25 protein-coding genes are annotated in these 22,249 nt (G+C 63.4%); 13 read left to right on the forward strand and 12 right to left on the reverse strand.

Annotation, left to right across the window (positions count from 1 at the left end):
- Window positions 1–21: 21 nt before the first annotated feature.
- The 3 genes from CGS25_RS02950 to CGS25_RS02960 all read right to left on the reverse strand — a co-directional run bounded on the left by CGS25_RS02950 (window position 22) and on the right by CGS25_RS02960 (window position 3,179).
- Window positions 22–1,164, reverse strand: coding sequence for an acyl-CoA dehydrogenase family protein (locus CGS25_RS02950; RefSeq protein ID WP_089032980.1), 1,143 nt, complete (start codon window positions 1,162–1,164; stop codon window positions 22–24).
- A gap of 196 nt (window positions 1,165–1,360) precedes the next feature.
- Window positions 1,361–2,452: a cell division protein ZapE gene (gene zapE, locus CGS25_RS02955; RefSeq protein ID WP_089032981.1), complete on the reverse strand. Its 1,092-nt coding sequence runs from the start codon at window positions 2,450–2,452 to the stop codon at window positions 1,361–1,363.
- 88 nt (window positions 2,453–2,540) lie between these two features.
- A complete protein-coding gene (locus CGS25_RS02960) occupies window positions 2,541–3,179 on the reverse strand; it encodes an alpha/beta hydrolase (protein ID WP_101674553.1) in 639 nt (212 codons plus the stop codon).
- A gap of 86 nt (window positions 3,180–3,265) precedes the next feature.
- Between CGS25_RS02960 and CGS25_RS02965 the strand changes: the two genes are divergently transcribed.
- Window positions 3,266–3,787 carry a YhcB family protein gene (locus tag CGS25_RS02965; RefSeq protein ID WP_101674554.1) on the forward strand — a complete coding sequence of 174 codons (522 nt, stop codon included), beginning with the start codon at window positions 3,266–3,268 and terminating at the stop codon, window positions 3,785–3,787.
- A gap of 231 nt (window positions 3,788–4,018) precedes the next feature.
- Here CGS25_RS02965 and sat read toward each other — a convergent pair whose 3' ends face one another.
- The 3 genes from sat to CGS25_RS02980 form a co-directional block, all read right to left on the reverse strand.
- Window positions 4,019–5,233, reverse strand: coding sequence for a sulfate adenylyltransferase (sat, locus tag CGS25_RS02970; protein WP_089032984.1), 1,215 nt, complete (start codon window positions 5,231–5,233; stop codon window positions 4,019–4,021).
- 274 nt (window positions 5,234–5,507) lie between these two features.
- The gene (locus CGS25_RS02975) at window positions 5,508–6,371 is read right to left on the reverse strand and encodes a diacylglycerol/lipid kinase family protein (RefSeq protein ID WP_101674555.1); all 864 of its coding nucleotides are present in this window, start codon (window positions 6,369–6,371) and stop codon (window positions 5,508–5,510) included.
- 82 nt (window positions 6,372–6,453) lie between these two features.
- Complete coding sequence (locus CGS25_RS02980; protein ID WP_089032986.1) at window positions 6,454–7,212, reverse strand: Nif3-like dinuclear metal center hexameric protein; 759 nt, start codon at window positions 7,210–7,212, stop codon at window positions 6,454–6,456.
- A gap of 153 nt (window positions 7,213–7,365) precedes the next feature.
- Here CGS25_RS02980 and CGS25_RS02985 point away from each other — a divergent pair, with 153 nt between their 5' ends.
- Window positions 7,366–8,466: a trypsin-like peptidase domain-containing protein gene (locus CGS25_RS02985; protein ID WP_408608717.1), complete on the forward strand. Its 1,101-nt coding sequence runs from the start codon at window positions 7,366–7,368 to the stop codon at window positions 8,464–8,466.
- 157 nt (window positions 8,467–8,623) lie between these two features.
- On the opposite strand, the gene hisC is transcribed toward CGS25_RS02985, so the two are convergent.
- From hisC to CGS25_RS03010, 5 genes are all read right to left on the reverse strand, one after another.
- Window positions 8,624–9,685, reverse strand: coding sequence for a histidinol-phosphate transaminase (gene hisC, locus CGS25_RS02990; RefSeq protein ID WP_101674557.1), 1,062 nt, complete (start codon window positions 9,683–9,685; stop codon window positions 8,624–8,626).
- 166 nt (window positions 9,686–9,851) lie between these two features.
- Window positions 9,852–11,153 carry a histidinol dehydrogenase gene (hisD, locus tag CGS25_RS02995; protein WP_101674558.1) on the reverse strand — a complete coding sequence of 434 codons (1,302 nt, stop codon included), beginning with the start codon at window positions 11,151–11,153 and terminating at the stop codon, window positions 9,852–9,854.
- Window positions 11,150–11,800: an ATP phosphoribosyltransferase gene (gene hisG / locus CGS25_RS03000; protein WP_089032990.1), complete on the reverse strand. Its 651-nt coding sequence runs from the start codon at window positions 11,798–11,800 to the stop codon at window positions 11,150–11,152. Before hisG ends, hisD begins: the two co-directional genes overlap by 4 nt.
- Before the next feature lie 11 nt (window positions 11,801–11,811).
- Window positions 11,812–13,074, reverse strand: a complete 1,263-nt coding sequence (gene murA, locus CGS25_RS03005) for a UDP-N-acetylglucosamine 1-carboxyvinyltransferase (RefSeq protein ID WP_101674559.1) — start codon at window positions 13,072–13,074, stop codon at window positions 11,812–11,814.
- Window positions 13,075–13,119: 45 nt separating this feature from the next.
- On the reverse strand, window positions 13,120–13,374 hold the full coding sequence (locus tag CGS25_RS03010) for a BolA family protein (protein ID WP_089032992.1): 255 nt from the start codon (window positions 13,372–13,374) through the stop codon (window positions 13,120–13,122).
- A gap of 257 nt (window positions 13,375–13,631) precedes the next feature.
- Between CGS25_RS03010 and CGS25_RS03015 the strand changes: the two genes are divergently transcribed.
- Entirely contained in the window at window positions 13,632–14,153 is a 522-nt protein-coding gene (locus CGS25_RS03015; RefSeq protein ID WP_101674560.1) for a winged helix-turn-helix transcriptional regulator, read from the forward strand.
- Between the two features lie 69 nt (window positions 14,154–14,222).
- On the opposite strand, the gene CGS25_RS03020 is transcribed toward CGS25_RS03015, so the two are convergent.
- Complete coding sequence (locus CGS25_RS03020; protein ID WP_101674561.1) at window positions 14,223–14,873, reverse strand: MlaC/ttg2D family ABC transporter substrate-binding protein; 651 nt, start codon at window positions 14,871–14,873, stop codon at window positions 14,223–14,225.
- Window positions 14,874–15,135: 262 nt separating this feature from the next.
- Between CGS25_RS03020 and CGS25_RS03025 the strand changes: the two genes are divergently transcribed.
- The 10 genes from CGS25_RS03025 (at window position 15,136) to CGS25_RS03070 (ending at window position 22,186) form a co-directional block, all read left to right on the forward strand.
- The gene (locus tag CGS25_RS03025; RefSeq protein ID WP_089032995.1) at window positions 15,136–16,104 is read left to right on the forward strand and encodes a KpsF/GutQ family sugar-phosphate isomerase; all 969 of its coding nucleotides are present in this window, start codon (window positions 15,136–15,138) and stop codon (window positions 16,102–16,104) included.
- The gene (locus tag CGS25_RS03030) at window positions 16,105–16,623 is read left to right on the forward strand and encodes a KdsC family phosphatase (protein ID WP_101674562.1); all 519 of its coding nucleotides are present in this window, start codon (window positions 16,105–16,107) and stop codon (window positions 16,621–16,623) included.
- A complete protein-coding gene (gene lptC, locus CGS25_RS03035) occupies window positions 16,620–17,174 on the forward strand; it encodes an LPS export ABC transporter periplasmic protein LptC (RefSeq protein WP_101674563.1) in 555 nt (184 codons plus the stop codon). Before CGS25_RS03030 ends, lptC begins: the two co-directional genes overlap by 4 nt.
- Entirely contained in the window at window positions 17,152–17,706 is a 555-nt protein-coding gene (lptA, locus tag CGS25_RS03040; protein ID WP_232802229.1) for a lipopolysaccharide transport periplasmic protein LptA, read from the forward strand. Before lptC ends, lptA begins: the two co-directional genes overlap by 23 nt.
- Window positions 17,707–17,708: 2 nt before the next feature.
- Entirely contained in the window at window positions 17,709–18,434 is a 726-nt protein-coding gene (gene lptB, locus CGS25_RS03045; protein WP_089032998.1) for an LPS export ABC transporter ATP-binding protein, read from the forward strand.
- 284 nt (window positions 18,435–18,718) lie between these two features.
- Window positions 18,719–20,173 (forward strand): RNA polymerase factor sigma-54, encoded by a 1,455-nt coding sequence (locus tag CGS25_RS03050; protein ID WP_089032999.1) that lies wholly within the window; start codon window positions 18,719–18,721, stop codon window positions 20,171–20,173.
- Window positions 20,174–20,251: 78 nt separating this feature from the next.
- A complete protein-coding gene (hpf, locus tag CGS25_RS03055) occupies window positions 20,252–20,551 on the forward strand; it encodes a ribosome hibernation-promoting factor, HPF/YfiA family (protein ID WP_089033000.1) in 300 nt (99 codons plus the stop codon).
- A gap of 18 nt (window positions 20,552–20,569) precedes the next feature.
- Window positions 20,570–21,043: a PTS IIA-like nitrogen regulatory protein PtsN gene (gene ptsN / locus CGS25_RS03060; RefSeq protein ID WP_089033001.1), complete on the forward strand. Its 474-nt coding sequence runs from the start codon at window positions 20,570–20,572 to the stop codon at window positions 21,041–21,043.
- Between the two features lie 22 nt (window positions 21,044–21,065).
- Window positions 21,066–21,920 carry an RNase adapter RapZ gene (rapZ, locus tag CGS25_RS03065; RefSeq protein ID WP_101674564.1) on the forward strand — a complete coding sequence of 285 codons (855 nt, stop codon included), beginning with the start codon at window positions 21,066–21,068 and terminating at the stop codon, window positions 21,918–21,920.
- On the forward strand, window positions 21,917–22,186 hold the full coding sequence (locus CGS25_RS03070) for an HPr family phosphocarrier protein (protein ID WP_089033003.1): 270 nt from the start codon (window positions 21,917–21,919) through the stop codon (window positions 22,184–22,186). The genes rapZ and CGS25_RS03070 overlap by 4 nt, the downstream gene beginning before the upstream one ends.
- The last annotated feature ends 63 nt before the right edge of the window (window positions 22,187–22,249 follow it).

Here is a 22,249-nt window from a genome sequence, read left to right on the forward strand (position 1 = left end):
CCGACGGTGCGGGTCGCGGGGTCAGGCCAGCAGGGCGCGGCTGATGATGGTCTTCATGATCTCGTTGGTGCCGCCGTAGATGCGCTGCACCCGGGCGTCGGCGTACATGCGCGCGATCGGGTATTCCCACATGTAGCCGTAGCCGCCGTGCAGTTGCACGCACTCGTCGATGATCTCGCACTGCAGGTCGGTGACCCAGTATTTGGCGCCGGCGGCGGTGGGGATATCGAGCTCCTTTTTAAGATGCATTTCCAGGCAGCGGTCCACGTAGGCGCGGGCGACGTCGAGTTTGGTGCTCATTTCCGCCATTTTAAACTGGGTATTCTGGAAATCGGCGACGCGCTGGCCGAAGGCCTTGCGCTCTTTCACGTAGTCCAGGGTGTGCTGGAACGCGCTTTCGGCCATGGCCAGGCCGTTGATGGCGATGCCCAGGCGCTCCTGGGGCAGCTCCTGCATCAGGTAGACAAAGCCCATGCCCTCTTCGCCGATCAGATTGCCGGCCGGCACTTTGACGTCCTGGAAGAACAGTTCGGAGGTGTCCTGGGCCTTCATGCCCACTTTCTTCAGGTTCTTGCCCTTCTCGAAGCCTTCCATGCCCGCTTCGACGATGATCAGGCTGGTGCCCTTGGCGCCCTTACTCGGGTCGGTCTTGGCCACCACGATCACGATGTCGGCGTTCTGGCCGTTGGTGATAAAGGTCTTGGAGCCGTTCAGAATGTAGTGGTCGCCGTCTTTCACGGCGGTGGTTTTCACGCCCTGCAGGTCGGAGCCAGCGCCGGGTTCACTCATGGCGATGGCGCCGATCAGCTCGCCGGTGACCATTTTCGGCAGCAGCCGCTGTTTCATTTCCTCGGAGCCGTAGTGCTCAATGTAGGGCGCCACGATCTCGGTGTGCAGGCCCCAGCCGATGCCGGTGAGCCCGGCGCGGGACACCTCCTCGCTGATCACCACACTGTAGAGAAAATCCGCGTCGATGCCGCCGTAGGCCTCGCTCACCATCGGGCACAAAAAACCCTGCTCGCCGGCCTTGCGCCACAGTTCTTTGGGCACCTGCCCGGTCTGTTCCCACTCTTCATGGTGAGGCACGGCCTCGTTTTCCAGGAACTTACGCACGGTATCGCGAAAGGTTTCGTGGTCGGAATTGAACAGGGTACGGGGGATCATCGCAGTCTCCGGTTGTCTCAGGCAGGGATACAGAGTGTCCAAGCCAGGCGGGCGAGGCAATGACCAAAATGATCAACGCGGCTTCGCCGCGAGTGGCAAGCTTCAAGCGACAAGCTGGCCGTGCCGGCGGCCACCGCCCTCCGCCCCGACATGGCTTGCTTGTAGCTGTAGCTTGAAGCTTGAAGCTGCACCTAGCCTAGGCGAGGTGCTCCCGCGCCAGGTATTCCTGCGATTGCATCTCCAGCAAGCGCGAGCGGGTGCGTTCGAATTCGAAGTCCAGGCGGCCGCCGGCGTAGAGGTCTTCGATCGGGGTTTCGGCGGTGATCACCAGCTTCACGGCGCGGTCGTAGAACTCGTCGACCAGGTTGATAAAGCGCCGCGCGCGGTCATCGCTGCCAACGCCCATGCGCTCCACGTTGGAGACCAGCACGGTCTGGAATTCGCGGGCGATTTCGATGTAATCGCTCTGGCTGCGCGGGCCGTCGCAGATCGCCTCGAAATCGAACCAGACCACGTCGTCGGCGGATTTCACGGTGGCGATTTTGCGGCCCTCCACCAGCAGGTTGCCCTGCTCGCGGTGGCGGCCGTGTTCGCTGGCAAGCGCCGCGAAGCGATCGCTCATAAAGCGGTCCGCATCGGGGCCGAGCGGGCAGTGAAACAATTCCGCCTGCTCGAGCAAGCGCAGGCGGTGGTCCTTGCCGCCGTCCACGTTGAGCACCCGGGTGTGCTGTTTGAGCAGCTCGATGGCGGGCAGGAAGCGGGCGCGCTGCAGGCCGTCTTTATAGAGGCCGTCCGGTTCGATGTTGGAGGTGGCCACCAGGGTCACGCCCTGCTCGAACAGAGTCTGCATCAGGGTGGCAAGAATCATCGCGTCGGTGATGTCGGTGACGAAGAACTCGTCGAAACACAGCACCCGGTAGCGGCCCGCGAATTCCCGGGCGATGCTCTCCAGCGGGTTTTTCTCGCCCTGGCGCTCGCGCATCTGGCGGTGCACTTTCTGCATGAAACGGTGGAAATGCATGCGCCGCTTTTGCTCGAACGGCAGGCAGGCGAAGAACACGTCCATCAGGTAGGTTTTACCCCGGCCGACGCCGCCCCACATGTACAGGCCGGTGAGCGGCTTCGGTTTCGCCTTGCGCAACCGCGCCAGCAGACCGCTGGGGGCCGGCGGCGCGTCCACCAACCGGTGATAGAGATCATCCAGCGCGCGCACCGCCTGTTCCTGCGCGGCGTCCTGCACGAACTCCGGGCGGGCCAGATCGGCCCGGTACTTCTCAAGGGGCGTCATGATTCACGGGCGTGGCAAAAGAAAGGGGCGCTCAATGTAGCGTTGAGCGCGCGGGGTTACAACAAGGCTGGCGCCGACGCTGTGCCGATCAGGACGATCCCGGCAGCCGCGAGGCGGCCACTTCCTTGAGATCGGGAAGGTTGCCGTGAAAGAAATGGCCGCTGTCCGGAAAGCGGATCAGATCCGGCGCCAACGGCGTTTGTTCCACCCAGCGGAACACCTGTTCGGCGGGCACCACTTCGTCGTCTTCGCCCTGCACCACGGTCACCGGGCAGCCGACCCGTTCGATGCCGTTAAAGTCGAAGTGATGCACCGGTGGCGCCACCAGCATCAGCGCCGCCGGCGCATCGCCATTGGCGGCCAACACCTCGGCGCCATGGGCGGCCACGTAACTGCCAAAGGAAAAGCCGGCCAGCCACAGCGGCAGGCCCGGGTAGCGCCGCGTCAGCCAGTGGTGCACGGCGATCAGATCCTCGGCTTCGCCGGCGCCTTCGCTGTACGCGCCCTGGCTGTTGCCCACGCCCCGAAAGTTAAAGCGCACCACCGCGGCGCCGGCATCGCGGGCCGCGCGGCTGAGGGTGGTGACGACTTTGTTGTCCATGGTGCCCCCGAACAGAGGGTGCGGATGGCAAACGATGGCCAGCAGCGAAGGCGTGTCGGTTTCACCTTCGAGAACCGCCTCAAGATTGCCCGAGGGCCCTTCCAGGGCCAGTCGTTCTCGGCTCATGGTTTTCTCCCGATACAATTTCCGTCGCGTCGTGCTTGGCGCGGCGATGGCGACTGTGCTGCAATGAGCAGGCTAAGGAGTATGACATGGATATGCTGACAACCAATGTGATCTGTTTTCTCGCCGGCCTGGTGGTCGGCGCCGGCCTGCTGTATTGGTTCCTGCCCGCTCGCCGCCAGTCCAGCGCGGTGATGCGCGAACGCGACGATGCCCGCAACGCGCTCAATCATTACCGCGATCAGGTCGACCATCACTTTCTGCACACCGCCGAACTGGTTAACGACATGACCCAGGCTTATCGGGCGGTGCATCAGCATCTCTCCCAGGGCGCCCAGGCGCTGTGCAGCGAGGGCGGCCGCAAGCGCGCCGCCGCCAAGAGCCTGGACAGCGCCTACGACGAACCGGAAGCGCCGCTGTCCCAACCGCTCGATTACGCCCCTAAGGCCCAGGGCACGCTGTCCGAGGATTTCGGGCTGCGCCAGAAAGCGGATGGGCCGTTCAGCCCGCTGGAAGTGGACGAGGAAGGCCCGGAGATCGTGATCGAGCCGCCGCGTGACTACGCCGACGCCGGTGATGAGGAGAACACGGACAGCAAACGCCGGGCGTAACGCCGGACGCCGGACGCCGGACGCTAAAGATAAAAAAACCTGTCGCTGGCTGGGCCTGCTCCTACGTGGCCCTATGCAAGGGTCGCGCAGGAGCAGGCCCAGCCAGCGACGCCCCGGCGCGCCGCCAACGCCACCTCGCGGCACGGCCACCCGTCACATGGGGGCTCTTCCCTCCCTGTTCCCCCATAAAAAAACCGGCGCGAGGCCGGTTTTTTTATGGCTTGGCGACGATCAACGCGCCGAGTGGCCTTTCAGTTCCACTTTCACTTTCTCGTGCTCCTGCAGGCCCTGGTAGTAGGCACGCAGTACGCTGAGCACCTCGGGCCGGCTGAAGTTGTCGGGCACTTCGCCGCCTTCGCTGAGCAGTTTGCGCAGCTTGGTGCCGGACACCAGCACGCGGTCTTCGGCGTCGTGCGGGCAGGTGCGCAGGCTGGACATGGTGCCGCACTTGTCGCACCAGAACGTCCAGTCGATTTTCAGCGGCTGGGTGATCAGCGCGTTCTCGGGGATCTCATCGAAAATGTGGTGGGCGTCGAACGGGCCGTAGTAGTCACCCACGCCGGCGTGGTCACGGCCCACGATCAGGTGCGAGCAACCGTAGTTCTGGCGGAACAGGGCGTGCAGCAGCGCCTCGCGGGGGCCGGCGTAGCGCATGTCCAGCGGGTAGCCCGATTGCACCACGGTGTTTTCCACGAAGTAGTTGTCGATCAGCGTTTTGATCGCTTCCTGGCGCACTTCCGCCGGGATATCGCCGGGCTTCAGGTTGCCCAGCAGCGAGTGCACCATTACGCCGTCGCAGATTTCGATGGCGATCTTGGCCAGATGCTCATGGGAGCGGTGCATCGGGTTACGGGTCTGGAACGCCACCACCGTTTTCCAGCCGCGCTGCTCGAACATGGCGCGGGTTTCGGTGGGGGTCATGTAGATGCCGGCGTATTTCTCCGGGAATTCGCCCTGGCTGAACACCTTCACCGGGCCGGCCAGGTTGACGTCGCCCTGGGCCAGCACCATTTTCACGCCGGGGTGCTCTTCGTCGGTGGTTTTGAACACCTGCTGGCACTCATGGGCCTTGTCGATGGTGTACTTCTCATCGAGGCGCATGGAACCCATGATTTCGCCGCTGTCGTCCACCAGCGCCACTTCGCTGCCTTCGGAAAGGCCGTCGGCGGTAGCCTGGTCGGTGGACAGGGTAATCGGAATCGGCCAGAACACGCCATTGGCAAGAGCCATGTTGTCGCACACGCTCTGCCAGTCGGCTTTGCCCATGAAACCATCCAGGGGGGTGAAGCCGCCGATGCCGAACATGATCAGGTCACCGCGCTCCCGGGAGCTGAGGGTGATTTTCGGCAAGGACCGCGCCGCGGCCAGCGCCTGCTCACGCTCCGCGCCTTCCAGCAGCAGAATGTTCAGCGTTTCGCTGCCATGGGGTTGCACCAGTTGCGACATGTTCACTCCCTAGAATTAATCGTCGATGGATTGGGCGGCGCATTATACCGGGGCCACCTGCCCCGGCTCCACCGCTGCTAAGATCGTTCGGTTTGGGGCTTATGCTTTGGGACGTCGGACGTCTGATGTCGGACGTCTGGACGCTTAACATTCATCTTCCAGGCCATGGCGTGTTTCCTGCCAGGCTGTTCCGGTCTGGCAGGAAATATTGCCAACTTCTCAGGCCCGGGCTTAGCGTCGGACGTCCGACATCAGACGTCCGACGTTACAACCCTCATGCCCACGGCACCCGCATCAGCACCGGCTGCTCTTCCATGGCGATGTCCGCGGGCAGGAAACCGGTCGGGTCGCCGTCGGTTTGCACCGGTTCCAGCCCCGGCGCGCTGACGGTGACCCGTTCGGCACTCAGCGAGGCGACGCCGGGCACCCGCTCCATGCGGCCCAGCGGCAGTGCCGCCAGGCAGCGCAGCAGAAAGGTGATGCCCGGGCGCTGGAACATCAGCACCTGCAAGCTGGGCCGGGACAGGCTCGCCTTGCGGCTGAGCAGAAAGCTGCCGCCATAATAACGGCCATGGGTGATCACCGCTGAGAAGCAGTCGAGGGGCCGGCCATCCACGGTGATCCGATACCGCACCTGGCCGTAGCGAAACAACTGCCGGATCATACTGATCACATAGGCGAGCTTGCCGACCCGGCGTTTGAGAATCAGATCCACCTGATCCACCACCCAGGCGTCATAGCCGATGCCACACATCACCATGAAGCGGCGCCCGTTAAGGCGCGCCGGCGTCACCGGCAGGGTGCGCCCTTCAAGAATCACCCGGGCGGCGGCGTCCGGGCGTTTCGGCATATTCACCTCGCGCGCCAATACGTTGGCGGTGCCGATCGGAAACAAGCCCAGCATGACCCCGGGGTTCAGACCGTTGATGACGTCGTTGGTGGTGCCATCGCCGCCGGCGGCGACCACGCATTCGCCCTGCTCCTCCAGCGCCCGCAGATAACGCGTGGCGTCGCCGGGGGCCTTGGTGTAATACAGGCGCACCCGCGCGCCGCCCGCTTCCAGGGCACGCACGAAGTGGCGCAAGCGCCGCACCCTGCCGCCGCCGGCGGTGGGGTTATAGATCACGGTGATGTTCATTGAATTCCTTGAGGCCGCGCCGTGCGTCAGCACGGATCGCGGTTAAATCCCGACCGTTTCCACCCGCCTTGGAGCCCTCGGCTCAGACCGGGTTATCGATATCGATGAAGATGTGCTCCAGCCCGTATTCGTTGGCCAGCCATTCGCCCACCGCCTGCACGCCGTAACGTTCGGTGGCGTGGTGGCCACAGGCGAAATAGTGGATGCCGGTTTCGCGGGCGAAATGAGTGGTGGGCTCGGAAATTTCACCGCTCAGATAGGCGTCCACGCCCAGCGCCTGGGCCTGCTCGATAAAGCCCTGGGCGGCGCCGGTGCACCAGGCCAGGGTCTCGATTTCATCCTCGGTGTCGCCAATGTGCAGCGCTTCGCGGCCCAGTACCGCTTCCACATGGGCAGCGAAATCCCCGGCGCTCATCGGCTCTTCGAGGCGGCCGATGTTGCCCACCGACAGCGGGTTGTCCGGCTCGAGACCACCTTCTACCCGCAACCCCAAGCGGCGGGCGAGCTGGGCATTGTTACCCAGGCGCGGGTGCGCATCCAGCGGCAAATGATAGGCGAACAGGCTGATGTCGTGGCGCAACAGACTTTGCAGGCGCTGCTTTTTCATGCCGCGCACGCGGGCGTCTTCGTTTTTCCAGAAATAGCCGTGGTGCACCAGAATGGCGTCCGCTTCTTCGACCACCGCCGCGTCAATCAGCGCTTGGCAGGCGGTAACGCCGGTCACCAGCCGCCGCACCTGGTCGCGCCCTTCCACCTGCAAGCCGTTGGGGCAGTAATCGCGAAAGCGCGGCGTCTGCAGCTCGCCGTCGAGCACGGTGAGCAGATGGTCTCGTTTTAACATGGGTGCCCCCTGCCAGTGAGTCCGTGGCGAAAGCGGCGCTCGGCGCGGGTGGCCGGTACGCCGTTTTCAGGATCGCGCTGCGGCAGCCCCAAGCCGCCGCCGATCTGCTAATATTGCGCGCAGTTTACATGATTCTTGGGGGCAAACTCAGTGGTGAAGCTGTTCCGGTTTCTGGCCTTGCCGGTTCTGGCCGGGCTGATTGTGGGTCTGGCGGTGCTGTGGTGGTTTCAACAGGGGCCCGGCGCGCACGATGCGCGGGGTGTCCGGGCACCCACCGCGGACAGCTACGCCGACGCGGTGTCGCTGGCGGCGCCGGCGGTGGTGAACATCTACACCACCCAGATCGTCACCAATAACGACAGCCTTTCCGACAACCCCATGTTCGACCGTTTCATGGAACGCCCGCGCCGCGAGCGCGCGCTGGGCAGCCTGGGCTCGGGGGTGATTGTCTCTTCCGAGGGTTACATTCTCACCAGCTATCACGTGATTCGCGAGGCCGACGAGATTCTGGTGGCGCTGCGCGACGGCCGCGACGCACCGGCACGGGTGGTCGGCACCGACCCGGAAACCGACCTGGCGCTGCTGCAGATCGCCCTGGAAAACCTGCCGGAGGTGAAACTCAACGGCCCCAAACCGGTGCGCGTGGGCGACGTGGTGCTGGCCATCGGCAACCCGCTGGGCATCGGCCAGACCGTGTCCATGGGCATTGTCAGCGCCACCGGCCGCAGTCATCTTGGCATCGCCACCTTCGAGAATTTCATCCAGACCGACGCCGCCATTAATCGCGGCAACTCCGGCGGCGCGCTGATCGACACCCGCGGCCACTTGATCGGCATCAACACCGCCATTCTCTCTTCGGACGGCAACTGGCAAGGCATCGGCTTCGCCACGCCGGCCTCCATCGCCGCCGAGGTGATGTCCGATCTGATCGAGCACGGCCGGGTGATTCGCGGCTATCTGGGCGTCACCGTGCAGGACATGAACCCCAATCTGGCGGAAAGCTTTGGTCTGGAGGAAGTGCACGGCGGCGTGGTCACCGAGGTGGTCGCCGGCAGCCCGGCGCAAAAAGCCGGCCTGCAGGCCGGCGATGTGCTGGTGGGTGTAAACGGTGAGGCGATGCCCGACGGCTACGCGGCGATGAACCTGATCGCCGGTACCGAACCGGGCACCAAGATCATTCTCAACGTGCTGCGCAACCGTCAGGAGCTGGGACTGGCGGTGACCGTCGGCACCCGCCCGCCGGCGAAGGAATAAAAAGTTAAAAGTTAAAAGTTAAAAGTTAAAAGCACGATCGAAGGGCCTGCCGTGCGAAAAGGCCGTGCACGCGAACCGGGCTTGCCGTGCATCGCTGCCAGCCTCCGCGCCCTATCAACGAAGCCGCCTTTAACTTTTAACTTTCAACTTTCAACTTTCAACTCAAAATATCCCCCAACGCCTGCACCAGTTCCCGGTTCTGCTCCGGGCGGCCAATGGTGATGCGCAGGTAATCCTGGATGCGTTCGGGTTTGCCGAAGTGGCGCACGATGATGCCGCGTTCGCGCAGGGCCAGGGCCAGGTCGGCGCCGCTGTGATCGGGGTGGCGGGCGAACAGGAAATTGGCGGCCGAGGGCAGCACCTGAAAACCCAGGCCGTTGAGAACAGCGCTCAGGCTTTCGCGCTCGTCGATCACCAGCTTGCGGCCCTGCTGGAACCAGGCTTCGTCTTCGAAGGCGGCGCGGCCGGCGGCAATGGCGAGGCGGTCCAGAGGGTAGGAGTTGAAGCTGTTTTTGACCCGCTCCAGCCCTTCGATCAGGCCTTCGTGGCCAATCGCGAACCCCACCCGGATGCCCGCCAGGGCACGGGATTTGGACAACGTCTGCACCACCAACAAATTGGCGTACCGGTCCACCAGGGCGATGGCGGTGTCGGCGCCGAAATCCACATAGGCTTCGTCCACCACCACCACCGAATCCGGGTTTGCTTCGGCCACCCGGGCGATCGCGTCCAGCGACAACGGCTGTCCGGTGGGGGCGTTGGGGTTGGGGAAAATCAGGCCGCCGTTGGGGCGCTGATAATCGGCCAGATCGATGGCCAGATCGTCGTTGAGCGGCACCGTCTGATAGTCGATGCCATAAAGACCGCAATAGACTTTATAAAAACTGTAAGTGATGTCCGGGAACAGAATTGGCCGATCCTGCTTGAACAAGCCCAGAAACAGATGCGCCAACACTTCGTCGGAGCCATTGCCGAGAAATACCTGGCTCGGCTTGAGCCGATAGTAGGCGGCGATGGCGTCTTTCAGCTCGCTGGCGTCCGGGTCCGGGTACAAGCGCAAACGCTCATCCGCGGCGTCACGGATCGCCTCGATCACCCGCGGCGACGGCCCCAGCGGATGCTCATTGGTATTGAGCTTCACCAGCCGGCTCATCTTCGGCTGCTCGCCGGGCACGTAAGGCTCCAGATCGCGAACGAACGGACTCCAGAATTTGCTCATGAGTACTCCTGGGTCGGACGTCTGACGTCGGACGTCGGACGCGAAAACCTAAACCACGACTCGACGACCGGATGGGCTAGCGTCCGACTTCAGACGTCCGACGTCAGACCAACACCCGGCCGGAAGCGTACCAACATCGGTTCCGGTCGCACGGACACCGGTGCGTTTATTCCTTCTTTATGCGCAACTCAGCGCTGCGGGCGTGGGCGGTGAGGCTTTCGGCGCGGGCCAGTACCGAGGCGGTTTTGCCCAGTTCGCTGGCGCCTTGCGGTGAACAGCCGATCAGCGAGCTGCGCTTTTGGAAATCGTACACCCCCAGCGGCGAGGAGAACCGCGCCGTGGCGCTGGTCGGCAGCACGTGGTTGGGGCCGGCGCAGTAATCGCCCAGGGCTTCGGGGGTGTGGCGGCCGAGGAAGATGGCGCCGGCGTGGCGCACCCGTGGCGCCCAGGCCTCGGCGTCGTCCATGGACAATTCCAGGTGCTCGGGGCTGATCAGGTTGATCACCTCGAACGCCTGCTCCATGTCCGCCACTTCAATAAAGGCACCCCGGTTGGCGATGGCGGTGCGAATGATGTGTTCGCGCTCCAGGCTCGGCGCCAGACGCTCCATGGCCTCGGCCACCCGCTCGATAAAGGCGCCGTCCGGGCTGACCAGAATCGACTGCGCTTCTTCGTCGTGTTCGGCCTGGGAGAACAGATCCATGGCGATCCAGTCGGGATCGGTTTTGCCGTCGCAAACCACCAGGATTTCGGAGGGCCCGGCGATCATGTCGATGCCCACCTTGCCGAACACCTGGCGCTTGGCCTCGGCCACATAGATGTTGCCCGGGCCAACGATCTTGTCCACGCCGGGCACCGTGTCGGTGCCGTAGGCAAGCGCCGCCACCGCCTGGGCGCCACCGACGGTGAACACCCGGTCGATGCCGGCGATGGCGGCGGCCGCCAGCACCATGTCATTGACTTCGCCATCCGGCGCCGGGCTGACCATGACGATTTCGCCGACACCGGCGACTCGTGCCGGCAGAGCATTCATCAGCACCGAACTGGGGTAGGCGGCCTTGCCGCCGGGCACATAAATGCCGGCCCGGTCGAGCGCCGTAACCTGCTGACCCAACAGCGTGCCGTCGGCGTCGCGGTAGCTCCAGGAGTCCTGCTTCTGGCGCTGGTGATAATCGGTGACGCGCTCGGCGGCAGCTTCCAGGGCGCGGCGCTGATCGGCGGGCAACCGCGCCAGGGCCGCCAGCAGCTGCTCCCGGCCCACGGTGAGGTCGGCCATGGAGGTGGCGTCGCGGCGGTCAAAGCGATTGGTGTATTCCACCACCGCGGCGTCGCCACGGCGGGCCACGTCGCGCACGATGCCGCGCACGCGCTCGGCCACTTCCTCGTCGCGTTCTTCGCTCCAGGCGGTCAGTGCCGTCAGGCGCTGCCGGAAGTCCGCGTCGTTGGCATTGAGACGGGTGGTTTTCATTGCTGCGTCCGCTTCTCGATCACCGCTTGTTCCAGTTTATCCAGAATGGTCTGAATTTCCCCGTGGCGGGTTTTCATGCTGGCCCGGCTGACCACGATTCTCGACGACACCTGGGCGATCACCTCGGTGGGTTCCAGGCCGTTGGCGCGCAACGTGTTGCCGGTGTCGACGATGTCGACGATGCGGTCCGCCAGCCCCACCAGCGGCGCCAATTCCATGGCGCCGTAGAGCTTGATGATCTCCACCTGTTTGCCCTGCTGGGCAAAATAGCGGCGCGCCACGTTGACGAACTTGGAGGCCACGCGCAGCCGGCCACTCACCGGCGGCGCGTCTTTCAGGCCCGCCACCATCAGCTTGCAGCGGGCGATTTCCAGATCGAGCGGCTCGAACAACCCCTCGGCGCCGTGCTCCATCAGCACATCCTTGCCGGCCACGCCCAGATCGGCGCCGCCATGCTGCACGAAAGGCGGCACGTCGGTGGCGCGAATGATCACGATCTTCACGTTCGGATGGCTGGTGTCGAAGATCAGCTTGCGCGAGGCGGCCGGGTCTTCCAGCATCTCGATGCCCGCGTGCTTGAGCAGCGGCAGCGTCTCTTTCAGGATTCGCCCTTTGGAAAGCGCGATGATCAGGGGTTTCTCGGACATGGTTTTTCCGTTCAGCCGGGCACGCGACGAATCACGGCGCCCAGCGATTGCAGTTTCTCCTCGATGCATTCGTAGCCACGATCAATGTGGTAGATACGCTGCACGGTGGTGTCGCCATCGGCGACCAGGGCGGCGATCACCAGCGACGCGGACGCCCGCAAATCGGTGGCCATCACCGGCGCGCCGGTGAGGCTGGCGACGCCGCGACAAATGGCGGTGTTGCCCTGCACTTCGATTTCCGCGCCCATGCGGTTCATTTCCTGCACGTGCATAAAGCGGTTTTCGAACACCGTCTCGACAATCGTGCCGGTGCCTTCCGCCACCGTATTGAGGGCGGTGAACTGGGCCTGCATATCGGTGGGCATGGCCGGGTACGGCGCGGTGCGCAAATTCACCGAGCGGGGGCGCCGGCCTTGCATGTCCAGGCTGATCCAGTCGTCGCCGGTTTCAATCACCGCGCCGGCTTCTTCCAGTTTCTGCAACACCGCGTCAAGCAGACTCGGGTCGGTGCCCTTGCACTTGATGCGCCCGCCGGTGATGGCGGCGGCGATCAGATAGGTGCCGGTTTCGATGCGGTCCGAAATCACCTCGTGGTGACAGCCCTTGAGCCGCTCCACGCCTTCCACGGTAATGGTGTCGGTGCCGGCGCCTTTCACCTTGCCGCCCATGCGGTTGATGAAATTCGCCAAATCCACCACTTCCGGCTCACGGGCGGCGTTTTCCAAAATGGTGGTGCCCTCGGCCAGGGCGGCCGCCATCAGCAGGTTCTCGGTGCCGGTCACGGTGACCGTGTCCATGACGATGCGCGCGCCCTTGAGGCGGCCATCCACCCGCGCTTTCACATAGCCGTTGGTCACCTCGATCTCGGCGCCCATGGCTTCCAGGCCGCGCAGGTGGATGTCCACCGGCCGCGAACCGATCGCGCAGCCACCGGGCAACGACACCTCGGCCTCACCGAAATGCGCCACCAGCGGCCCCAACACCAGAATCGAGGCGCGCATGGTCTTGACCAGGTCGTACGGCGCCACCAGGGATTCGATGGTGGTGGCGTTGACCTCCACATTGAGCTTGTCGTCGATGACCACGTGCACGCCCATGCGGCCGAGCAACTCGATCAGGGTGGTGACATCCTGCAAATGGGGCAGATTGCCGATCGTGACCGGTTCGCTGGCCAGCAGGGTGGCGGCAAGGATCGGCAATGAAGAATTCTTCGAGCCGGAAATGCGGATCTCGCCATCCAGGCGTTTCCCACCGGTGATAATCAGTTTATCCATGGAGGTCTCTCGGGGCGGTCACGGTGAGCCGATGGCGCGCACGCCTCAGGCGAGGCCCATCTTCTGGGCTTTGTCCCACTCGGCGCGGGTAAAGGTCTTGATGGAGACGGCGTGAATCGAATTGTCGGCGATCCGCGGATTAATGCAGCTGTACACCAATTGCTGCTTCTTCACCGGCATCAAGCCTTCGAAGGCATCGGATATCACGCGGATCAGAAAGCGATCGCCTTCCCCTTCCACGGCCACATCGGCATCCTCGAAACCGGCTTCCACCAGCGCCTTCACGTCTTCCGACTTCATGATCACTCCTCGTTCCAATGAACGGGCAATGATACGCGAGGGCGCGGTGGCTTGTCATTGCGGCCCGCAACCGTGACCCCGGAATCAAGCAGGCTCTTATGACAGCCCGGCTCGCCCGGCCGGGCGGCACGTTCCGCTGTCGCCGCCGCCCACGGACCGTATGCCCGCCAGACCGGCCAGCACATTGCTATCGAGTCAGTGCTAATTTAAAATTGACTCCAGGCCAACCGCGTGCCCCGAGGCGAAGGAGAAGATCAATGCAGTGGAGCGAGCTGGGTCAGCAATCTTGCTCAATGGCGCGAACCCTATCGGTCATTGGTGACCGTTGGACGCTGCTCATCCTTCGCGACTGCTTTCTGAAAGTGCGCCGCTTCGACCACTTTCAGGATCGCCTCGGAATTGGCCGTCCTATTCTGGCGGATCGCCTTCAGAAGCTGGTCGACAACTTCATCCTGACTAAGGTTGCCTATCAGGAGCGGCCGACGCGCTATGAATATCGGCTGACGCAAAAAGGTCTCGACCTCTATCCCGTGATAATATCCATCGTTCATTGGGGCGATGTGCATATGGCCGGCAAGAAAGGTCCACCCGTTTTGCACCGTCACAAGAGCTGTGGCCAGCTCTTTTATCCCGTGCAGGTCTGCTCCGAGTGCCAGGAGCCGCTCGACCCTCGCCATGTACATGTGGAGATCGGCCCCGGCGCCCGCAGTCCGTCGCACCTGCCTATCGATGAACCTGCCGGGAAGGCGGCGCCGGAGAAAAACAAGGCGGCAAAGTAGCCAGGCCAGGCCGACCCGAAGCGCCACCGGCGCCAGAATCGACCCGCTCTGCCCGGGCCATGATTGGCATCAGGAGCCTTGACCGGATTCCACGTCGACCTTCTCTTCCACATCGGCGTTTTTGGCGGACCAGTTATCGATCACCTTATCCAGGTCGCCGTACTGCTGCATGGACTGGGCGAACTGCAGCTGATAGACGTTGCGCAGATCCAGACCATTGACGTAGACGTTGATGACCTTCCACTGGTCGTTGTCCAAAAACAGGGTGAAGAACACCGGCACGGTCTTGCCGGTATTGGTGTTCATCTCCACGCGCACCCGGGCGTAATTGCCCTTGCGGTCCTCCTCGCGCATCGGCAACACCTTGATCTTCTGCCCCTCGTAGAGGGTCACCCCGGAGGCATAGGTGTTGATCAGGCTTTCCTTGAAGATATCCAGGAAACGGTACTTCTGCTCTTTACTGGCCTGATCGAAATACTCGCCCATCACCATGCGGGTGATGCGCTTGAAATCCACCAGATCCACCAGTTCCTCACGCACCAGCTGCTGGGCGTAGGCGGGGTCCTTGTTGAGCTTGTCACGCTCCGCGTCGATGCGGCTGGTCATCCGCTCCACGGTCTGCTGCACCAGTTCGCGCGGGTCCTGGGCCGCCTGGGCCAGCCCCGAGCTCAGCATCAGCAGCACGGCGATCATGGAAACAAAACGTTGTTTAACGGTCATTCGTCACTCCCTTGCGGTTCACGCCCTGATTGGCCCCGGTTGTACGGCTTTCATCACAGGGTGTCCAGGCGTATTCCTGACTGTCGGGTATTGCCCGCTTTCAAGGATTGGAACACGGCGGCGGCGTCAGGTTCCGGGAACGGGGCGCCACCACCATGGTCTGAATCGGCGGCGGGTCAGGTTGCGCCAAAAAGGACCACGGCCGCCGATGAGGTGTATAATCGCCGCCGCGACGACCAGGAATTGTGAACAGGCCCAATAGATGAGTTTTGATTACCTCGCCACCGCCCGCCGGGTGCTGGATGTGGAAGCCCGGGCGGTCACCGCCCTCGCCGACCGCGTCAACGATGATTTCCGCGCTGCCTGCGACACCATCATGGCCTGCCAGGGCCGGGTGATTGTCACCGGCATGGGCAAAAGCGGCCATATTGGCAGCAAACTGGCCGCCACCCTGGCCAGCACCGGCACGCCGGCGTTTTTCGTGCACCCCGGCGAAGCCTCCCACGGCGATCTGGGCATGATCACCAGCGACGACGTGGTACTGGCGCTGTCCAACTCCGGCGAAACCGCCGAGGTGCTGACCATCGTGCCGGTGATCAAGCGCAAGGGCACGGCGCTGATCAGCATGACCGGCCGGCCCGACTCCTCACTGGCGCAGCTTTCCGACGTGCACCTGGACGTGGCGGTGGCCGAGGAAGCCTGCCCGCACAACCTGGCCCCGACCTCCTCCACCACCGCCACTCTGGCGATGGGCGACGCGCTCGCCATCGCGCTGCTGGAAGCGCGCGGCTTCACCCCCGAGGATTTCGCGCTGAGCCACCCCGGCGGCAGCCTGGGCCGGCGGCTGCTGCTCAAGGTCGAGGACGTGATGCACGCTGGCGAGCAACTGCCGGTGGTGCGCGAACAGGCCAGCCTCAGTGAAGCGCTGCTGGAAATGACCCGCAAAGGGCTGGGCATGACCGCGGTGATCGACGCCAGCGGCCGCCTGATCGGCATCTTCACCGACGGCGATCTGCGCCGCACCCTGGAAAAGGGCCTGGACATCCGCCAGGCCGGCATCCGTGAAGTGATGTCATCGGAGCCGATCACCCTGGCCGCCAACCACCTTGCCGCCGAAGCCCTGCAGATCATGGAAACCCGCAAAATCAATGGCCTGATCGTGTGCGACGAACGGCACCATCCGGTCGGCGCGCTCAATACCCAGGATCTGCTGCGCGCCGGGGTGATGTGAATGACCGCCAGCCCCAAGCCCCTGACAATCCCGGTCGCCGACGCGCGCGCCTTGAAACTGATGGCGTTCGACGTGGACGGCGTGCTCACCGATGGCCGTCTTTACTATGGCCCGGAGGGCGAGCAATTGAAGGTGTTTCACACCCTGGACGGCCATGGCTTGAAAAAGCTCGCCGCCAGCGGCGTGACCCTGGCCCTGATCACCGGCCGTGACACGCCGATGGTGGCGCGCCGCGCCCGTGAGCTGGGCATAGAGCATGTCATTCAGGGCCGCGAAGACAAAGGCGAGGCGCTCGCCGAACTGGCCACCACGCTGAACGTGCAGCCCGGGGAAACCGGCTATATGGGCGACGACGAACCGGACGTCTCGGCACTGCGCTGGGCGCGGATCACCGTCGCTCCGGCCAACGGCCACGCCTGTGCCCGGCAAGCCGCCGATCATGTTACCGCCGCACGCGGTGGCGAAGGCGCCGTGCGCGAAGTGTGCGACGCTCTGCTCGCCGCCCGGGGCCAGCCATGAAACGCCAGGGCCTGCTCAGCGTCACCGGCATCGTGCTGCTCGGCCTGATCGTGCTGATGACCCTGCACGAATGGGACAACCCCCTGGACGAAAACCAGCAGGCGTTTCTCAGCGCCCCGATGATCGTGGCGGGCAACGTAATCGCCAAGACCTTCAACGCCGACACCGGCGAGGTCCAGTACCATCTGACCGCCGATCATCTGGAGCAGTACGACCACGACCCGCTCACCCTGCTGGACAAACCGGTGCTGACCATGGACAACAAGGACGGCGCCTGGACGATTCAGTCCCTGCATGGTGAAGTGCGCAACAACGGTGATCTGATCGTCTTCCAGAACAAGGTGGAGGCCCGCAACGAGAGGCGCGGCCTGACCCTCAACACCAATGAATTGCAGTATTTTGGCGACGCCCAGCGGGTGCTCGCCCCGACCGATGTCGACATTCGCCAAACCCAGGGCAGCACCCGGGCCGGCAAGATGGAAGTGCAGCTCGACAGTGGCGAGATGACCCTCAGCGAAGGAGTGGTAAGTGACTTCAAAGGCACCCGATAAACCCGGCCGCACGGCGCTGCTCGGCGCCCTGTTCGCCGCCAGCTTGTTGGTGCCCGTGGCCGATGCCGCCCAGCCGCAAGGCCCGGTGGAAATCACCGCCGACAAAGCGGTGTTCGAGCAAAATGCCGGCACCGGCGTATACCAGGGCAACGCGGTGCTGGTGCAAGGCAACCGCCGCATGCGCGCCGACGTGATCCGCCTGTTCACCGAAAACGAGCAACTGGTGCGCGTGGAGGCCAGCGGCAACCCGGTGCGCATGAACGAAGGCACCGATCTGGAAGCCCACGCGCAAAACCTGGTCTACGACCTGCGCGGCCGGCAACTGATCCTGACCGGCAACGCCTATGTGAAACACCAGGGCAACACCTTTGAAGGCGCCAAGGTGGAATACAACCTGGATTCCCGCCGGGTCGACGCCAGCAGCGAAGGCGACAAACGGGTGCGCCTGGTGATACCAGCCAGCAACTCCGAGAAGGTCGAAAAAGGCGAGAGCCTTGAGAACGGTGACGCCAACAAGACGGAGACCCCCTGACCATGGCACATCTGAGCGCCCACAATCTGGCCAAAAGCTATAAAGGCCGCCGGGTGATCGAGGACGTTTCCCTGGAAGTGGAAGCGGGGCAGATCGTCGGCTTGCTGGGCCCCAACGGCGCCGGCAAGACCACCTGTTTTTACATGATCGTCGGCCTGGTCGGCGCCGACGCCGGCCGCATCGAGATCAACGGCAACGACATCACCCACCTGCCCATGCATGGCCGTGCCCAGCGCGGCATCGGCTATTTGCCCCAGGAAGCGAGCATTTTCCGCCGCCTGACCGTGGCCCAGAACATCATGGCGATTCTGGAGACCCGCAAGAGCCTGTCCAAGGCGGAGCGCAACGAACGCCTGGAAACCCTGCTCGAAGAGTTTCATATCGGCCACCTGCGCGACAACATGGGCATGAGCCTCTCCGGCGGCGAGCGGCGCCGCGCCGAGATCGCCCGCGGGCTGGCCACCGACCCGGATTTCATTCTGCTCGACGAACCCTTCGCCGGCGTCGACCCGATCTCGGTGAACGACATCAAGGGCATCATCCGCCACCTCAAGGAGCGTGGCATCGGCGTGCTGATCACCGACCACAACGTGCGCGAAACCCTGGACATCTGCGACAACGCCTATATCGTCAGCACCGGCCACATCATCGCCGAAGGCGATTCCGAGATCATTCTCGGCAACCAGCAGGTCCGCGATGTTTATCTGGGCGCGGATTTCAGGCTTTGAGGCTTTGATGGGGACGTTGAAAGTTAAAAGTTAAAAGTTGAAACGCGTTCGAAACCTTCGCCAACGGAGCCGTAGCGGGCCGCGCCAAAGCGCTTGAGCGCGGCCCGTCGCCCGTCCACCCGCGCGGCGCTCTGCCCGCGTTTTAACTTTTAACTTTTAACTTTCAACTGCTCCCCCCCCCTACATCTTCCCCTCCCAAAATAAAAAATATGGCATGATTATTGCTTAATCATTAACTATATTGCTATGCTGCCCCGCTCCAGTGTCAGCGACGTTTAGCCAGCATGAAACCCACCCTACAACTGCAAATCGGTCAGCAGCTCACCATGACGCCCCAGTTGCAACAGGCGATTCGCCTGCTGCAATTGTCGACGCTGGATCTGCGCATGGAGATTCAGCAGGCGGTGGAGACCAATCCGCTGCTGGAGCTGGAAGAAGGCAGTGAAGAATTCGGCGACGACGATCTGGACAGCGGCGACGACAGCGAGCTGGATCTGGAGCGCGAGGACGCCCTCGAGGAAATGGTCGATTCGCCGGTGGAGGCGGACAGCGAGTGGGACGATCTGTACTCCGGGCAAAGCAGTTCCAGCGGCGCCGGCGAAGGCGATGACGCGGACGCCTGGCAACAGCGCCACGCCGCGCCGGTGACCCTGATCGACCATTTGGCCTGGCAGCTGAACCTGACCCCGATGAGCGACCGCGACCGGGTGATGGCGCAGATCGTGCTGGAGGCGCTGGACTCACGTGGTTACCTGTCTCTGCCCCTGGACGACATCCTCAGCACCGCCGAGGCTCAGATCGCCGACCCGGACGACCCGGTGGAAGAAGACGAGTTGATCGCCGTGTTGCACCGCCTGCAGCGTTTCGACCCGGTCGGCGTGGCCAGCCGCGACCTGGCCGAATGTCTGGGCGTGCAACTGGACCATCTGAGCGCCGACACCGAGCACCTGGCGCTGGCGCGCGCCCTGCTCAAGCATCTGAGCCTTCTGGAAAAACACGACTACGCCGCCCTGCGCCGCCAGCTTGGCGTCGGCGAAAGCGAGCTGCTCGACGCGCTTGGCCTGCTGCGCACCCTGGACCCGGCCCCCGGTGAACGGATTGGCGGCGAAGTGGCGGATTACGCGGTGCCCGACGTGGTGGTGCGCCCGCATCGCGGCGGCTGGCGGGTGGAGCTGAACGAGGAAGTGCTGCCCAAGGTCAGCCTGCACGCCCAGTACGCGCGGCTGGCCCGGCAGACCGGCGGCGACGATGGCCAGTACTTGCGCAACTGCATGCAGGAAGCGAAGTGGTTCCTGAAAAGCCTGCAAAGCCGCAACGACACCCTGCTCAAGGTGGCCACCCGCATCGTCGAGGTGCAGGAGGATTTCTTCAATTACGGCGAAGAGGCAATGAAACCCCTGGTTCTGGCCGACATCGCCGAAGCGGTGGGGATGCACGAATCCACCATCAGCCGGGTCACCAACCAGAAGTTCATGCTCACCCCCCGGGGCGTGTTCGAGCTGAAATACTTCTTTTCAAGCCATGTGGACACCGATGGAGGCGGTGAGTGTTCCTCCACCGCCATTCGTGCCATCATTAAGAAGCTGGTCGCCGCCGAGAACCCTCGCAAGCCGCTCAGCGACAACAAGCTGGCGAGTCTGCTCAATGATCAGGGGATCAAGGTGGCGCGCCGCACGGTCGCCAAGTATCGCGAGGCGATGCGGATTCCCTCCTCCAGTTCGCGCAAGCGGCTGGTGTGAAGGAGCAACACTCAATCTCGGAACGTTCGGATCAAGGCTCGAAATGCATGATTCGAAATTGGGAGCAGGAGCCAGCTTATGCAGATCAATCTCAGTGGTCACCACCTGGACATCACCGACGCCCTGCGCGATTACGTGGATGAGAAATTCGCCAAACTGGAGCGGCATTTCGACCAGATCACCAGCATTCAGGTGATTCTCTCCCCGGAACCGAAATCCCATAAGGCGGAATCCACCATCCATATTGGCGGTGCCGATGTGTTCGCCACGGCGCAAGCCGACGACATGTACGCGGCCATTGATGCCCTGACCGGCAAGCTGGATCGACAGATTCTTAAACACAAAGAAAAGACGATGGACCGGAATCACGGCCATTGAGCGGGCAGTAACCGAACTATGAGAGTAAGAGAACTCCTCACCGAGGACCGCACCTACAATCAGGTGGCGGTTGGCAGCAAGAAACGGCTGCTTGATCAGATCGCCCAGCTGGCCGCGGCCAGCTGCGGCGGCCTTAACGAGCAGGAAGTGTTCGATGCCCTGGTGGCCCGGGAGAAACTGGGCTCCACCGGCATCGGTGAAGGCATTGCCATTCCCCACTGCCGGCTGGGCCACTGCGACAAAGCGGTCGGCCTGCTACTGAAACTGGAGCAACCGGTGGATTTCGACGCCGTCGACAGCCGCCCGGTGGATCTGGTGTTCGTGCTGCTGGTGCCGGAGCAGAATCCGGAACAGCACCTGAAAACCCTGAGCCATCTCGCCAACCTGTTCAACGACGACGATTACCGCGCCGAGCTGCGCCGCACCGAGAGCGACCATCAGCTCTACCAGGTGGCGGTGGAATCGGAAGCGGAACTGCGTCTGGCTTCCTAGGGCCGGTTCTCACTGGACAGTTATGAAAATCACCATTCTCAGCGGACGTTCCGGTTCGGGCAAAACCACGGCCCTGCAAGCCCTGGAAGACCACGGCTACTACTGCGTGGACAACCTGCCCCTGGGGCTGCTGCCCACCCTGGTCACCCAGCTGGAAGCCGAGGAACACCCGCTTAATCGGGTCGCGGTGGGCATCGACGCCCGCAACCTGCCGCGCCAACTGCTGGCCTTCACCACCACTCTGGACGAATTGCGCGCCAGCCAGGTGGACACCGAGATCATCTTTCTGGAGGCCGAGCCGGCCAGCCTGCTCAAGCGCTTCAGCGCCACCCGCCGGCGCCACCCGCTGAGCGGCGACAACCGCACGCTGGCCGACGCCATCGAATACGAAGCGCAACTGCTCGCCGACATTCGCATGCGCGCCGATCTGGTCATCGACACCAGCAGCCTGGACGTGCACAGCCTGCGCAATATGATCCGCCAGCGGGTGGCCCGTCGCGACGTCAGCCTGTCGCTGCTGATCCAGTCGTTCGGCTACAAGAACGGCCTGCCCTACGACTCCGATCTGGTGTTCGACGTGCGCGCCCTGCCCAACCCCCACTGGCATAACGATCTGCGCCCGTTCACCGGCCGCGACGAAAAAGTGGCGGAATTTCTGCGCGGGCACCCGGAAAGCGGCGCCCTGCTCGACGACATCTTCAATTACCTGACCCGCTGGCTGCCGGTCTACGCCGCCAATGACCGCAGCTACGTCACCGTGGCGATCGGCTGCACCGGTGGCCGCCATCGGTCGGTGTACATCACCGAACAACTGGCCCAGCGTTTGCGCGACGACGGCATTCCCCTGCACGTGCGGCACCGGGAACTGGACGGATGATCGAACAGGATCTGACCGTCATCAACAAGCTCGGCCTGCACGCCCGCGCCGCCGCCAAGGTGGTCAGCGTCGCCTCGCGCTACAGTTGCACCATTCAGGTTCAGCACCAGCAACGCCTGATCGACGCCAAGAGCATCATGGGCTTGCTGACGCTGGGCGCCGCCAAGGGCACCACCCTGCGGGTGCGGGTGGACGGCGCGGACGAACAGCCAGCAATGGGCGAACTCACCGACCTGTTCGCCCGCCGTTTCGACGAAGACGAATAGCCCGCCACGCTTTTACCTCCCTTTTTCAGCATGCCGACGCTGCCTGCGGTAAACTCCCGAGTC

The sequence above is a fragment of the Alloalcanivorax mobilis genome (genome assembly GCF_002864685.1).
Lineage (GTDB): Bacteria > Pseudomonadota > Gammaproteobacteria > Pseudomonadales > Alcanivoracaceae > Alloalcanivorax > Alloalcanivorax mobilis.